The 14,692-nt window shown below is 42.0% G+C and carries 13 protein-coding genes; 9 read left to right on the forward strand and 4 right to left on the reverse strand.

Features of this window, described 5'->3' with window-relative positions:
* The first annotated feature begins 270 nt into the window (after positions 1–270).
* Both ftsY and AC5590_RS11015 read left to right on the forward strand, forming a co-directional pair.
* Positions 271–1,929, forward strand: coding sequence for a signal recognition particle-docking protein FtsY (gene ftsY / locus AC5590_RS11010; RefSeq protein WP_169263885.1), 1,659 nt, complete (start codon positions 271–273; stop codon positions 1,927–1,929).
* Between the two features lie 792 nt (positions 1,930–2,721).
* Complete coding sequence (locus tag AC5590_RS11015; protein ID WP_169263886.1) at positions 2,722–4,128, forward strand: GAF domain-containing SpoIIE family protein phosphatase; 1,407 nt, start codon at positions 2,722–2,724, stop codon at positions 4,126–4,128.
* A gap of 59 nt (positions 4,129–4,187) precedes the next feature.
* Here the strand turns inward: AC5590_RS11015 and AC5590_RS11020 are convergent, their stop codons facing one another.
* The 3 genes from AC5590_RS11020 to AC5590_RS11030 form a co-directional block, all read right to left on the reverse strand.
* On the reverse strand, positions 4,188–4,649 hold the full coding sequence (locus tag AC5590_RS11020; RefSeq protein ID WP_169263887.1) for an NUDIX hydrolase: 462 nt from the start codon (positions 4,647–4,649) through the stop codon (positions 4,188–4,190).
* Positions 4,650–4,657: 8 nt separating this feature from the next.
* On the reverse strand, positions 4,658–5,110 hold the full coding sequence (locus tag AC5590_RS11025) for a DUF3531 family protein (protein WP_169263888.1): 453 nt from the start codon (positions 5,108–5,110) through the stop codon (positions 4,658–4,660).
* A gap of 170 nt (positions 5,111–5,280) precedes the next feature.
* Positions 5,281–6,219 (reverse strand): Sll0314/Alr1548 family TPR repeat-containing protein, encoded by a 939-nt coding sequence (locus AC5590_RS11030; RefSeq protein WP_169263889.1) that lies wholly within the window; start codon positions 6,217–6,219, stop codon positions 5,281–5,283.
* A gap of 369 nt (positions 6,220–6,588) precedes the next feature.
* Here AC5590_RS11030 and AC5590_RS11035 point away from each other — a divergent pair, with 369 nt between their 5' ends.
* Positions 6,589–7,260, forward strand: coding sequence for an ABC transporter ATP-binding protein (locus tag AC5590_RS11035; protein WP_169263890.1), 672 nt, complete (start codon positions 6,589–6,591; stop codon positions 7,258–7,260).
* Positions 7,261–7,325: 65 nt separating this feature from the next.
* Here the strand turns inward: AC5590_RS11035 and AC5590_RS11040 are convergent, their stop codons facing one another.
* Positions 7,326–7,580 carry a hypothetical protein gene (locus AC5590_RS11040; protein ID WP_169263891.1) on the reverse strand — a complete coding sequence of 85 codons (255 nt, stop codon included), beginning with the start codon at positions 7,578–7,580 and terminating at the stop codon, positions 7,326–7,328.
* Positions 7,581–7,793: 213 nt separating this feature from the next.
* Here AC5590_RS11040 and AC5590_RS11045 point away from each other — a divergent pair, with 213 nt between their 5' ends.
* The 6 genes from AC5590_RS11045 to AC5590_RS11070 all read left to right on the forward strand — a co-directional run bounded on the left by AC5590_RS11045 (position 7,794) and on the right by AC5590_RS11070 (position 14,592).
* Entirely contained in the window at positions 7,794–8,546 is a 753-nt protein-coding gene (locus tag AC5590_RS11045; protein WP_169263892.1) for a phycocyanobilin:ferredoxin oxidoreductase, read from the forward strand.
* Between the two features lie 5 nt (positions 8,547–8,551).
* Positions 8,552–9,325 carry an SDR family oxidoreductase gene (locus AC5590_RS11050; protein WP_169263893.1) on the forward strand — a complete coding sequence of 258 codons (774 nt, stop codon included), beginning with the start codon at positions 8,552–8,554 and terminating at the stop codon, positions 9,323–9,325.
* Positions 9,326–10,033: 708 nt separating this feature from the next.
* A complete protein-coding gene (locus tag AC5590_RS11055) occupies positions 10,034–11,452 on the forward strand; it encodes an HlyD family efflux transporter periplasmic adaptor subunit (RefSeq protein WP_169263894.1) in 1,419 nt (472 codons plus the stop codon).
* Between the two features lie 49 nt (positions 11,453–11,501).
* On the forward strand, positions 11,502–12,653 hold the full coding sequence (devC, locus tag AC5590_RS11060; protein ID WP_211178329.1) for an ABC transporter permease DevC: 1,152 nt from the start codon (positions 11,502–11,504) through the stop codon (positions 12,651–12,653).
* A gap of 50 nt (positions 12,654–12,703) precedes the next feature.
* Positions 12,704–13,411, forward strand: coding sequence for a DevA family ABC transporter ATP-binding protein (locus tag AC5590_RS11065; protein WP_169263895.1), 708 nt, complete (start codon positions 12,704–12,706; stop codon positions 13,409–13,411).
* Positions 13,412–13,818: 407 nt separating this feature from the next.
* Positions 13,819–14,592, forward strand: coding sequence for an HAD family hydrolase (locus AC5590_RS11070; protein ID WP_169263896.1), 774 nt, complete (start codon positions 13,819–13,821; stop codon positions 14,590–14,592).
* Positions 14,593–14,692 lie beyond the last annotated feature (100 nt).

Consider the following 14,692-nt stretch of genomic DNA (forward strand, 5'->3'; position numbering starts at 1 on the left):
ACAAGGAACAAATTTTGTTCTCCATGAAGAATACATTTGGCTGATCGCATTGGATCAAAAAATTAGTGAGCCTTATAAAATCCTCGTTACACCGACCAACCCATGAAAGTTTAATATTGCTGAGTTCTGATAACTGTGTTCTGAGTTCTTTTTTGGTAATGTAGTCATGTCGAACATGATTACATCCTTCCTAAAGAATCCTGTTGTTATGAGAAGCGGAAGTGTCAAAATTTAGATAAAAGCTTATAGTTTCATAACACGTTATCTGCAATGGTCTTCAATTGGTTCCGCCGTCAACATAACGAGCCTTCTGCTACTCCCTCGCAACAGAAACAGGAACAAACCCCTGCTGCAAAACAACCTGAACCCCAAAGCGCCGAAACGTCAACAGCAGAAACTGCACCCGAAGTAGCCACGGATCTGCTGGCTTACGCCAAAGCAGCATACAAGAATATTCAGCAAAGGCAACAAACCGAACCAGCAGAAACTCCTGTAACTGAGGTCACAGCCGACGTAGTACCACCAGCACAAACAGAAACGGCACGACCACAACCAGTAGAAGAAATACAGTCCTCAGAAGAAGCTGATGTGACTGCGACTGAAACCACGCCAGAAGAACCAGAAGGTACAGAGGAACTCAGCACAGCGCCAGCGGTAGCAGAAATTGCCGAAGAACCAGATGCTGAAAGTGTGACAACAGAAAGTGTCGCTTTACCAGAAGCCACCGAACCACCGACAAGACAAGAAGTCACTCAGCCAACAGCACCCACAACTTTATCATTTTTAGAAAGGGCAGCGGCAGAACGACAAGCAAAGCAGGAAAGATTGATAGCCACCGCCATTGAAGTGACAAAACCAGAGGTGGTACAGCCAAGTGCCCAAACAACTACTGCACAAGGTACAGAAGAAATCACTGGATTTGATTTTGATGAAGGGTTCTTGTGGTCAACAGAAGTTCTTGCTGCACAAGGTAGACGTCCTGAAGATATTTCTTTTGAAGAAATCAGTTGGTTGAAAAAGCTGCGCCAAGGCTTAGACAAAACTCGTCGTAACATCGTTAATCAACTCAAGTCAATTGTTGGGCAGGGACCACTCAACCAAGCAGCAGTGACGGAGATTGAGGCATTGCTTTTGCAAGCTGATGTTGGTGTCGAAGCAACAGATTACATCATCACTACTTTACAGAACAAGCTTCGTCAAGAAGTTCTGCCAGCAGAGGAGGCGATCGCCTACCTCAAAAAAATCTTGCGAGATATGCTGGATGCACCAGTGAAAAAATCTCACAAGCCAATCTTTGTCCCAGAAAAAGAAACTCTCAATGTTTGGTTAATCACTGGGGTTAATGGCGCTGGTAAAACGACCACCATCGGTAAAATTGCCCACCTTGCCCAGAAATCCGGCTATAAATGCTTGATTGGTGCAGCAGATACCTTCCGGGCCGCAGCCGTAGAACAGGTCAAGATTTGGGGACAAAGAAGTGGTGTGCAAGTCATTTTCAATCCTGCTAAAAATGCAGATCCCGCAGCAGTTGTGTTTGACGCCATCTCTGCTGCTACAGCACGAGAAACAGAATTACTTTTGGTGGATACCGCAGGACGACTACAAAATAAGAAAAATTTGATGGACGAACTCAGTAAAATCCGCCGCATCATTGATAAAAAAGCCCCCAATGCTAAAATAGAGTCCCTTTTGGTTTTAGATGCAACTCTAGGTCAAAATGGATTACGCCAAGCTGAAATCTTTTCTCAAGCGGCACAACTGAGTGGTGTTGTTTTGACTAAGCTTGATAGCACTGCCAAAGGAGGGGTTGCTCTTGCCGTTGTGCAGCAGTTAGGCTTACCTATTCGCTTTATCGGTGCTGGAGAAGGAATTGAAGACTTGCGTCCTTTTTCTAGCTACGAGTTTGTGGAAGCACTTTTGAATGGTTAGCCTCAATGGTTTTAGACCACTCCTGTCACGATCCAAAGATTATCTATTGACAACGCCAAGGGCAAAGGGTGTCTACAGGACATAGTCGCCAAGAACATCAAGGAAAAGATAGGTAATTTTGTACCTGGAAGGGGTAGTTAACAAAGTCGGCGTAAGTACCCCTCAGACTGCGGAGTTTACGGACACACACATCAAGCCTGCCTCCGCAGGCTTTGTTCGTATCGCCACACGATGCGTGCCTGTAAGCTTGTCCGAACCATATTATTTTTGAGATCTTTTTTTGTCAAAGTTTCCTGACTTAGAGTTTTTAAATATTCTCTAGTGGTAAATTAAAGATTTGAAGAGCAATAGTTAAACAACGGTTCTCCGACTTGAGGAAACTGCCCGTGTCTACGGATAGGAGCCTCTAGGCTTTCGGTTTCAATGTTTATCAGCTAATAGATGCCTTAGACAGTGAAACACAAGTAGATTTTTTGAAACGTAATGGTTAACTTTTCTCAATAAAATGTTTATGTCTAAAGAGGTATGACCAAATGAATAAAAATTGATAAAATTAAACCCCTATTACACATATGCTACAGAAAACTGTTTTGGCGAATCGTTTTTTGCGAAAAAGACTTAACTCTAAATTGAAATATTAAGTTAAAGAAGCACATGAAATATGAAAGACTTTTAAAATTTCCACTCTACGTTTTTCTACTCTTGCTAAACCGATAATCTTGTCACAAGATGGTTTAGCTCTTAAAACAAGAAAGTATTAAAGGAATCTAATCCTTGCTGATGTAAATCACAATGGTAACTGTGCCTCAACCACCGTCTCAACCTACTGATAGTAACAGTCGTACCCCGATAACGGAGGTCACACCAGTTGTGGCACTCAAAGAACTCGTGGCACGGTTACACCGAGAACAAAAAAAAATTCAAGATTTACTCAGTTCTTTGGGATTTGCTCTACGAAGCTTCAATAATTTGAATCAGTTCTTGGAACTGATTCCGTTGATGGCAACAAGAGTCACTGATGCAGATGGTAGCGCCTTATTTGTATACAAACCGAATGGTCAAGTCAGATTAGAGCAGTTACATTGGCAAGATAGTCACCAGCGTAAGAATATCCGCAAGGCACTAGAAACAGCAACCAGTCAAATCCTATGTATACCCAACAATACCCAGCCTTTAGCAATAATGTCGGGTATTTTGGATGATTATATGCACCGTAGCTTAGGACCAGGTATACAAGTTTTTGGTACAGCTATTCTGGTTAAGCATACAGAACGGGGATGGCTCTATGTCTTAAGCCGCGATCCAGAATATACTTGGACAGAAACCAGACAAAAGTTAGTTCGCCTAGTGGCAGATCAAACCGCAGTCGCAATAGAAAATGATGAACTTGCTGTGGAACTCAGGAAAAAAGAACGCCTAGATCAAGAACTAGAAATTGGTGCAGAAATTCAAAGGCGGCTTCTGCCACGTCAGTGCCCTACAATTCCAGGTGTTGCTATTGCCGCACGGTGTAAACCTGCTAATCGTGTTGGCGGAGACTATTACGACTTTATCCCCACAAAACACAACCAAATTCAACTAAATAACAAAGAGAGTTTAGATGCAGATGGTCGTTGGGGTTTGGTGATTGGTGATGTGATGGGCAAAGGAGTTCCAGCCGGACTGATTATGACCATGATGCGGGGAATGCTGCGGGGAGAAGTGCTACACGGTCATTCTCCTCAACGAATTCTGCAAAACTTGAATCAAGTCATGTACGCGGATTTGGAAAATTCTCACCGATTTATCACTCTATTTTACTCAGAATATAACCCTCAAAGCCGGATTTTGTCCTACAGCAATGCAGCGCACAATCCTCCTCTATGGTGGCATGCAACAACCAGAACAATCACGCGTCTAGATACTTTTGGAATGCTGATTGGTTTAGATGCCAATAGCCAGTACGAAGATGCCCAAGTAGAATTAGAGTTTGGAGATATCATTCTTTACTACACAGATGGCTTGACTGATGCAGCAGCAGCAAGTGGCGATCGCTATGATGAAGAAAACCTGATTACGATATTTAACTACGCTTGTAGAATTTGTAATGGACCCCAGGAAATACTAGATTACCTGTTTGACCAAGTGCAACAATTCATCGGTGCCGATAAGCAAAACACCGATGATATGACATTAGTTGTGCTGCAAATTAATAGTTAGTCGTTAGTTGTTAGCAAGCTGGCGCTTAACAACCGTGGGCTAAAAGCCAAATCTCGTATCTAACTACTTGACAAATAATCTAAAAACTGCTCAGGCACTAACCTCAACTCTTTTGACTGGAAACGGTTTATATCTACCCACAAAGCAGTTTTTTGTCGCTCACCTTCAGAAAAAACTAACTTTTCAGTTTCATAAAATTTGGCATCAACAAAGTCGCTTTCAAAAAGTTGAATAATTTCGTGACCTGGTTGACCATTGAAAGTGAAGATGTTTTCCAAACAACCCAAGTAACGAATATTTGTTAATTCTGCTTGGATCTCTTCTTGGAATTCTCGTTTGAGAGCATCTTTACTTGTTTCACCAAACTCAACTCCACCACCCATTGCGCGGTAAAAAGTTTGTTGCTTGACTGGATCGTAGCCAACAGATACGAAGATACGTATGCCTTTGCCCAGCTTGGCATACTGAGCATCGCGAATCAGTCCCAAAGCGATGATACGAATTTCCCCTGGCTTATGCATTTTCGTTGCTAGTTATCGTAAATAAATGAAGGACGGCTTTCGCTCTCTTCAATGGGCCAATCTTCATTTTCGCCGCCGATGTACAATTGCTCAATGGTGACATATTCCTCACTGAGCTGCTTAAGGGCGTTAATGATAAGATCGAGAGCGATCGCATCAGAAGTTCCCAAGTCAAACCAGCAACGCGCCCATGTCCCCTCATACTCAAACTCACCCATATTGTGCATCAGCGCCAGCAAACTTTTATCATATCCTTGTGAGTCGTAATTCATGTAGCTCAGTTCTAGTCCAGTTTCCTGTACCTGGAGATTTTCGGCATTAAATGCACCCAATTTACCCAAATAAAACCAGGAATTGAAAACCTCTTCTACATATTGTTTTTCTTGTTGAGAAGGAATCGTGCTGAACTCCAACCAAATCCATAAATCAAAAGGGTTAATTTCGCGAAATAGTACCTGCATTTTGTTGAAAGACTAAATTTAGATCACTTTTTTCAAATCTAATTGTAAAAGAGTAGAAGGTACAAAAAGTGTGCTTTCCTAATCGAGAAGTGGGAAAGCAAGAAAAGTGCTTCGGTTACAGGCCCAGAAATAACTCCCTTCCTCCCTTCCTCTTCTTGTCACCTCATCTCCTACTTACCAAAAGTACTCAGATTTTCCGCAGCCTTACGTCGTTCACGTTCAATTTGTCGTGTCACATCATCTGGGAGTTGAGACTTCTTAGTTAAGGCTGTATCAAAATTCTTAATCGCCTCCTGCATAAGTTGCGAGTTTTTGTCTTTATTCGCTTTTTCCCTAAGAATTTGAGCCTTAAGATAATACAACTCTGGGTTATCTGTTGTCACCTTTAAAGCACGATTAGCATAGTCTAGTGCCTGAGAGTACTGTTTTAAATCCCGATAAGCAAGAGCGATACCCCGATCTACCAAATACTGGGGGGCTGCATTTTTTTCTAGCTTTTGAACTGCTTGTTCTGGGTTAGCAAAGGGCAAATTGACAGCTAGCAGTAAATCCATGTACCCTTTGATCAAATTGAGTTCTGGATCGTTAGGAGAAACTGCTTCAGCTTTGTCCAAATATTGATAGACTTGCTGTAGTCTAGTCAGGGCTTGTGGTGCACCCTTGACTGTTCCCTCACGTTGTATAATCGCAGATCCCTCTAAAAATAAACCAACAGCAGCATACAAATTTCCGCGCAAGGGATCACTAGAAATTAAATTTTGTGCTGTTTCTGATGTTTTTTTGCTGTAAGTGTCTAGTGCCGCCAAATCCTTATTCGTATATGCTAAAGATGCTTTCATAGCATAGGCTAAAGGTTCCTTTGGCTCTGTAGATAATGCTTCTTGTAAGTAACGATCTCCTGCTTGATAGTTTCCCTGTTGGAAAATGGCTTTGAATGCTGCTTCTGTTTTGTTGCCAATGTTACGAGGCTCTTTCATCCGAAAGGGATCTGCAGCCCAAGAAGGATTTGCCCAGATGTTCAGTGCAATGGTAGCTGAAAAAGCCACTATAATAGAGCGATAAAATTTGGCGGGTACAACTTTTTGCAAACCTGGAAACCGTGCATTCATTTTCTTTGTCAGTATATTTACAACTTTAATTTGTTTTTTAGATGACTTTTCACTCTCTGAACGTGGATCTGTTTGAGCCAGAATTTTGTATACTGTTTGACTTCGGTAATTTTTCTAAGTTCCCAAGCGTGTGTATTGGCTATTTTTCAAGAGTGATTTTGCGACAATGAACGGAAGTAGGGGTGACGGTTTTCGCCGTTTGCGTGGCTCTATTCTAACGAGTGACACGTAACTTTGGCTCAAAAGCATGTTTCTTGCTGCAAGATTGACGTTGCCAGCGTCTTGAATCCTTGTAAATTTTTCGGAATTCTACAGTAGCTGGCAGTGTAGTTAATAGGTATGTTGCTGACTTTTTGGTAAACTTAACAAATGCTCTATCTGAGAAACCTCATTTATCATCCCACGGCTTGCCCAACAGCTATTCTCAAATCAATCAACTTGGAATTACCATCCCAACAACTGGGTTTAATTATTGGACCGAGTGGTTCAGGTAAAAGTACATTACTCGAAATTTTGTCTGGACTTGCCGAACCAACATCAGGTTCACTCTTTTGGCGCGAACAAGAACTGACCGCTGAGCAGATGCGACAATTGGCTGGCTTGGTGTTTCAGTTTCCTGAGAGGCATTTTTGCGGCGGTACTATTTTAGAAGAATTGCGCTTGGGACATCCAGAGTTAGGTAAAGAGCGAGTTACGCAAGCACTTGAAGAAGTAGGTTTAGAGCATTTATCACTTAGCACATCACCTCATGCTTTGAGTGGAGGTCAGCAGCGGCGTTTAGCTTTGGCGGTGCAGTTGATTCGCCAGCCACATCTATTATTATTAGACGAACCCACAGCGGGCTTGGATTGGTCAATGCGTCGGCAACTGGTAAATTTATTAGCGAAACTGAAAAAAAATTGGACACTGCTGGTTGTGACACACGACGCAGGGGATTTGTTGCCAATAGCAGACCGTTGTTGGACTCTCAATCACGGTGAACTCAAATCAGTTGATCCTCTCACATTGGGTGCAGCGAAAGAAGCTCAACCAGCAGTGTAATATACCAGTGGGGATGAGGAACAAAGCGAGCAGAGGATCTTGTGCAGGAGGAGAATAATTCTTGACTAATGACTGAATTGACTGATGTGCAATTGTGCTTCCCCATGATCTGGAATCCAGGCTAACCACTCTTGACTTGAAACGTGGCACAGTAGCAGTGCTTCGTCAAAACTGTAGGGGTTGGGAAGTTCCAACAGCTTTACCCAACTATAAGCCTGGAAATCCTCTGGAGATTCTGTGGAGAAGCACTTGTTTAACCAATTTAGATTGTGCCAGGAGCTTTCTATGGCATGATCTGATTTACTTGAATCTAATTTCATGGCTCTGCTTAGCCTTCGCTAATGGACTAAGACAAAATTATTTCTGTAACTAAGAATACAAAATAACTCCTATTTTTGAAAAGCGAGTGTTTTATAACTTTACATTTGTCAGTTGCAAGTGTTTGGTTGTGTTGCGAGCTACTTCGGGTGAGACTTTGTGAACGGTAGACTAATAACTGAATCACATTACCCGGTTAGAAATCCCATAAGATTATGACAACAACTCCTTTACCATCACTGCGCGAGCAACAACATCCGCTGATTCGTAAACTAGCAGATTGTATAGAAGCAGTGTGGCATAAGCACTTGGACTTATCGCCTTATCATTTGCCTAATGAATTTGGGTATGTGGAAGGTCGGCTAGAAGGTGAGAAGCTGACGATTGAAAACCAGTGCTACCAAACACCCCAGTTCCGGAAAATGCACCTGGAACTGGCAAAGGTAGGAAATATGCTGGATATATTGCATTGCGTTATGTTTCCCCGTCCAGAGTATGAACTGCCAATGTTTGGTTGTGATTTAGTTGGGGCTAGGGGTCAAATAAGTGCGGCGATCGCAGACCTTTCTCCAGTCAACTCCCAGTACACTCTCCCAAAATCATATACTTCTGCACTGGCTGCACTCCCTCAATTGAACTTTTCCCACCCGCGAGAATTACCTGAGTGGGGAGATATTTTTTCAGACTTTTGCGTCTTCGTTCGTCTGAGTTCTCCCGAAGAAGAAAATCTATTTCTCTCTCGCACTCGGGAATTTTTAGAAATACATTGCATGCAAGCCAGGGCATCCCAACCCCTTCCATCAGAACAGGCGATCCTAAGTCTGGCTGGACAACGTAACTACTGCACAAAACAGCAGCAAAACGATAAAACCCGTCGCGTACTGGAAAAAGCTTTTGGTTCAGATTGGGCAGAACAATATATGACGACAGTTCTATTTGATATACCAAGTGAATCATCTGTGGTTTAGTAGAAATGATAGATTATGGCTTGTCGGGTAAGGTTGCTTTAGTTACTGGGGTCAGCCGACACATGGGAATTGGTGCAGCGATCGCCCGTTCACTTGCTGCATCTGGTGCTAATGTTTTCATAACTTACTATCGACCATACGACAAGCTGATGCCTTGGGGTAGTAAACTCACTGAGGCGGAAGAAATCGTTGAATCACTGAAATTGCACCTGGTAAAAGCTGCGGGGCTTGAGGCTAACCTAGCTGAGCCTTTGGTACCCAAAAACCTGTTTGATTTTGTTGAGGAAACTCTTGGGCATGTGGATATTCTGGTTAATAATGCTGTCCATGATCAACAAGCAGATATCCACTCTTTGACAGCTGAATTGCTAGATGTTCATTACGCTGTCAACGTGCGCGGTACTACACTATTGTGCGCCGAGTTTGCCAAACGCCATGATGGAAGACCAGGAGGACGAATTATCAATCTAACTTCTGGTCAAAGTCTAGCACCAATGCCTGAAAACCTACCATATGCCATTACCAAAGGAGCAGTAGAGGCACTGACTTTGAGTTTAAGTGCTAGCTTGGCAAGCAAAGGCATTACTGTCAATGCTGTAGACCCAGGACCAACAGATACGGGCTGGATGAGCAACGAAATCCGTTCCATGCTTGAGAGCAAGGCACCTTTTGGTCGCGTTAGTACACCAGAAGACGCCGCACGTATCGTGTTATTTCTCGCCTCGTCGCAAGGACAATGGATAACAGGGCAGATTATTCGTTCTAGAGGCGGACAGTAAAATCATAAATGTATAGATAGTCCAGTCAGAGAAAAAAACTTTCAGAATTTCAAACCATAGCCCACAAAGTTTAGTCTTAAAGGTTCAACTGTAGGTTCTGCTACGTTTTCCAGCAATTTACAAATGTAGAATTCATTTAACTTAAGCAAAATCGAGTCAAAAAATCGTTCAATGTAACCTTCATTTTCAAACAGCTTGTCTATGATGTTCTGAGTTAAGTTGAAATGAGCTGCCGTTAACTCAAGCCAATCAACTTACCTTGTTAATCATACTTTTTTTCTCAAATACAATGCAGTTGTTACCCAGTTTTGTTTGCTATCTATTCAGATAGACAAACCAAACTGTTGTAACTGTGTTAGGACTTACGCAAGAATTAGTCGTGAAATTCTTATTCCTATCCTAAGGAAAACCCTATGCCTGCGGCACGGGTGGGGCTAATACGGGTATGTCTATGGCGCTTCGCCACGGCTATCGCAGCGTCTCCGTAGTACGACACGGCTTCGCTGTGCTTTGTGGTATGCCCTAAGGGTTACGCTGCGCGATACGCGTAGCGTCAAGCCTCCGGCTTATCGCGCAGGGTGTCCAAAAAGGACATAGATCTTAGCGTCTGTGCAGAAGATAGGTTTTTTCATTATTTGACTGAATTCAATTGCGCCTAACTCGCTTTTTTAGTTTGTATATGCAACATTCCAACTAATGGGCAATATCATGTCAAGGGTGAGTGATAACTCAAGCGTAAGGGAGCAGTTTTTTGAGAATGATAAACCACAGATTTGGTGGTTAATTGCTGTAACCTTGCCAGTCATAGTTGCTACTGGAGTCCTAAGCATAGCCAAAATGGAGCAAGTGAAAAAGTTCAATCCGCCCGTATCCAGTGCGCCAATCACAAGTGTAAATGCTTTAGGACGTTTGGAACCTCAAGGGGAAGTTTTTAAACTGTCTGCACCAGTGGGAGTCCAAGGAACGTCGCGAGTAGAACAAGTTTTTGTCAAAGAAGGAGAGCAAGTTAAAAAAAATCAAATCATTGCTATTTTGGATAACTTTTCCAGTAGCCAAGCCGCAATGGAAGAAGCTAAGGCAAAAGTCCAAGAAGCCCGTGCCAATTTAGCAAATGTCAAAGCAGGTTCACCAAGAGAGATTGAGGCTCAAAGAGCTGTTATTGCTCGCTTGGAAGCACAATTACGTGGGGAACTAGATGCTCAACAAGCAGCAATTAATCGCCTGCAAGCAGAGTTAGGCGGGGAAAAAACAGTCTTACAAGCAACAATTAATCGTATCCAAGCTCAAGTCCAAGGGCAAAGGGATGCTTTCCAAGCTACGGTTTCGCGTATACGAGCTGAACAACGTAATGCCGAAGTCGATGCTCAACGCTATCAGATGTTATACAAAGAAGGTGCAATTTCTCAGCAGGAACGTGATAGAAGGCAATTAGGTGCAGAAACTTCGACTCAGCAACTTGTAGAAGCCCAGGCAAACCAAAGGCAAACAGTTGCAACTTTGCGACAACAACTTGCTGAAGCTAGAGCCAATCAAGTAAAAACCATAGCAACTTTGCAACAGCAACTGGTTGAAGCTAGAGTCAACCGGAACAAAATTCTCGCAACTTTGCAAAAACAAATTGATGAGGAAAGAGCCAAATTTAACAGACTCAAAGATATTCGTCCCATTGATTTGCTAGTTGCACAAGCACAAGTTAGTAATGCGATCGCTGCACTAAAAAAAGCACAAGCTCAATTGAATTTAAGCTATATCAAAGCACCAATTTCTGGCGAAATTATTAAACTTCATACGAAAGCTGGAGAGAGCATCAATACAAATGGTATTGCTGAGATTGGACGGACTGATCAGATGGTAGTCATAGCTGAAGTTCCCGAAGACAGTATTAGTAAGGTGCGCCTTGGTCAACGAGCTGTAATAACCAGTGATAATGGTGCTTTTGGCGGAGGATTACAAGGAACTGTTGCTGAAATTGGTAGGCAAATTGGCAAAAAAGATGTGTTAAATACAGATCCAGCCGCAGATGTTGATGCCAGAGTAGTAGAAGTTAAAATTGTCCTGACTCCACAAGATAGTAAAAAAGTGACAGGCTTAACTTACGCCAAGGTGGTTGTTGAAATTAATCTTTGACAACTCAACTCTTCATGCGCTAATAACTAACAACCGAGGACAAAAGATAATGACAAAGATTCCTCTAGCTTGGTTACAACTGAAGCGAGAAAAAACTCGTTTAGCTGTAGCTCTGGCTGGAATTGCCTTTGCTGATATTTTAATGTTTATGCAGCTTGGTTTCCGGGATTCTCTATATTTTAGTAACGTTCGTTTTCATACGAGTTTACAAGCTGACATTGTTCTGATCAATAATCAATCTAATGCTTTGCTTTCCATGAAGACTTTTTCTCAGAGGCGTTTATACAAAGCATTAGATTTACAGGCAGTGCAAAGTGTGCATCCAATTTATCTAGATTATACTGCCTGGAAAAATCCTTTCACGGGTCGTTCTCGTAATCTCCTAGTTATTGGAGTAAATCCAGCCGTCAATGTTTTAGATTTACCTGGTGTTAATGAAAATTTAGATAAACTGAAACTGCCTGATGTTGTTTTATATGACCGTTCTTCTAGACAGGAATATGGACCGATCGCTAGTGAGTTTGATCAAGGAAAAACTGTAGCAGCAGAAGTCAATAATCGAAGAATGAAAGTAGGGGGATTATTTACTTTAGGTGCTTCTTTCGGAGCAGATGGTAATTTAATTACTAGTGATTTAAATTTTTTGCGAATGTTCCCCCTTCATAAGCAAGGATTAATTGATATCGGTCTGATTAGATTAAAACCAGGAGCAGATGCAACCACTGTTACTCAAAATTTGAAAAATTATTTACCTAGAGATATCAAAGTTTTAACTAAGCAAGAGTTTATTAATTATGAGAGATATTACTGGGAAAGTAGTACAGCAATAGGTTTTATTTTTACTTTAGGTACTATTATGGGTTTCATAGTAGGAACTGTCATTGTCTATCAAATACTTTATACCGAGGTAGCGGATCATTTAGCAGAATATGCAACCCTAAAAGCAATAGGGTATACACAAAATTATTTGTTAATTGTTATCCTACAAGAAGCTTTGATTTTAGCAATTTTAGGATATATTCCAGGATTTGCTATAACTATGTTTTTGTATGACCGGGCGAGAGATGCCACACTCTTACCTGTTTTGATGAGCGTTGGACGAGCCATAATGGTACTCATTTTGACTTTTATTATGTGCTTTATATCTGGCACTATTGCTATGCGGAAGCTACGTTCTGCTGACCCTGCTGATATTTTCTAAAAATATCTAAAAATTAACTAAGTAAACTAAGAATATTTCCAGATATATTTATGTTCGATAAAGAACCAGTAATTTCCATAAAACATATTAATCATTATTACGGCAAAGGCATATTAAAAAGACAAATTCTCTATGATATTAATCTGGACATTTATCCAGGAGAAATTGTTATTATGACTGGGCCATCTGGTTCAGGTAAGACAACATTACTGAGCTTGATTGGCGGTTTGCGGTCTGTGCAAGAAGGAAGTTTACAATTTTTAGGTATAGAACTGTATAAGGCTAGCCAGAAAAAACTGGTTAATATTCGACGAAAGATTGGTTACATTTTTCAGGCTCATAATTTGTTGGAGTTTTTAACTGCTAGGCAAAATGTGCAGATGGCGGTAGAGTTGAATAAATTTGTCTCTCACCAACAAGCCATTGCTAAATCAGAGACCATACTAAAAGCAGTGGGTTTAGGAGAACGGATTGATTACTATCCAGAAAATCTTTCTGGAGGACAAAAACAAAGGGTTGCGATCGCCCGTGCTTTGGTGAATAATCCCCCATTAGTATTAGCAGATGAACCTACAGCTGCTTTAGACAAGCAATCAGGACGCGATGTTGTGCAATTGATGCAGCACCTTGCGAAAGAGCAAGGAACATCTATATTGTTAGTCACCCACGACAACCGCATTTTAGATATAGCTGATCGGATTGTGGAAATGGAAGATGGTCTTTTAGCCCGTGATTCACAAGGCAAAGTCAATAATTAGGGGTGTAAGGGTGTAAGGGTGTAAGGGTGTAAGGGGAGCCAGTGCGTTGGGCGGGTTTCCCGACTTGTTCGCCTTTGGCGTCTCCCCTTGGGAGATAGCACCTGGCGTTGTAGGGAGAGTAATTGGTGGGGGGTTGGATCCACCACCATCTTATTGACCACTAAATCAAAGATTTAGTGGGGGCTTGTACCCGTTTGTTTCGGGGTAGCGGTGTACCACGCTGGAAAATTCTCTGTTTTCCCCTACACCCTTACACCCCTTCACCCCTACACCCCTTTCTTAGTCAACCCCCTTCCGGGGAATTGACGCATTATAAATTAAAAAAATTTTGAATGCCTGAATGTTTGGGGACGCCCGTGTGCCATCTTGCTGTAAATTAGTGTTTGACAGCTTTTTGCTAAACTTTTATGCACAGACTCCTGCCCTTGTCTGAGGTTTCATCGACTCAATGCTTTAGCAATGTTCGTCTGGTCGCTACGGATATGGATGGTACCCTGACCAGGAAAGGAAAATTTACCAGCGAACTATTACAAAGTTTGCAGGATTTAGCAACTGCTGGTATCAAGGTGGTGATTATTACCGGACGGAGTGCTGGTTGGGTAAGTGGTTTAGCGTATTATCTGCCCATTGTTGGTGCTGTCGCTGAAAACGGTGGTTTGTTTTTCTTGGGTGGAAGTGACAAACCAGTTACTTTAACACCCATTCCTGACTTAATAGCACATCGTCAAAATTTGGCATCGGCTTTTCAACAATTACAAACTCAATGTCCCCAGATCCAAGAATCTGCTGATAATCGATTTCGCGTGACTGATTGGACATTTGATGTGCAATCTTTAAGCATAGATGAACTCAAAACCCTGAGTCATCTATGTCAGGAAATGGGTTGGGGTTTTACCTACAGTAACGTACAGTGTCACATCAAACCTCTGGGACAAGACAAGGCAAATGGGTTATTACAGGTGTTGCAAGAATACTTTCCTGAGTACAATACTCCAGAACAAGTTGTGACAGTTGGCGATAGTCCTAACGATGAAAGTTTATTTGATCACCGTTATTTTCCACTGTCTGTAGGTGTGGCAAATGTGCTGGAGTATGCAAATCAACTTCAGCATCACCCTGTATACATGACTTCGGCTGCTGAAGGAGAGGGTTTTTGTGAATTGGCGCAAATGATTTTATAGTAGTTATCGTTTGGATGCAGTATCCAAACGATAACTACTATATATAGCGCTTTTCATTGAGCGTGAGGTACACGGCAAAAAGCAACCAGGAAATGCTCCC

The sequence above is a fragment of the Brasilonema octagenarum UFV-OR1 genome (assembly GCF_963888615.1).
GTDB classification, from domain to species: domain Bacteria; phylum Cyanobacteriota; class Cyanobacteriia; order Cyanobacteriales; family Nostocaceae; genus Brasilonema; species Brasilonema sennae.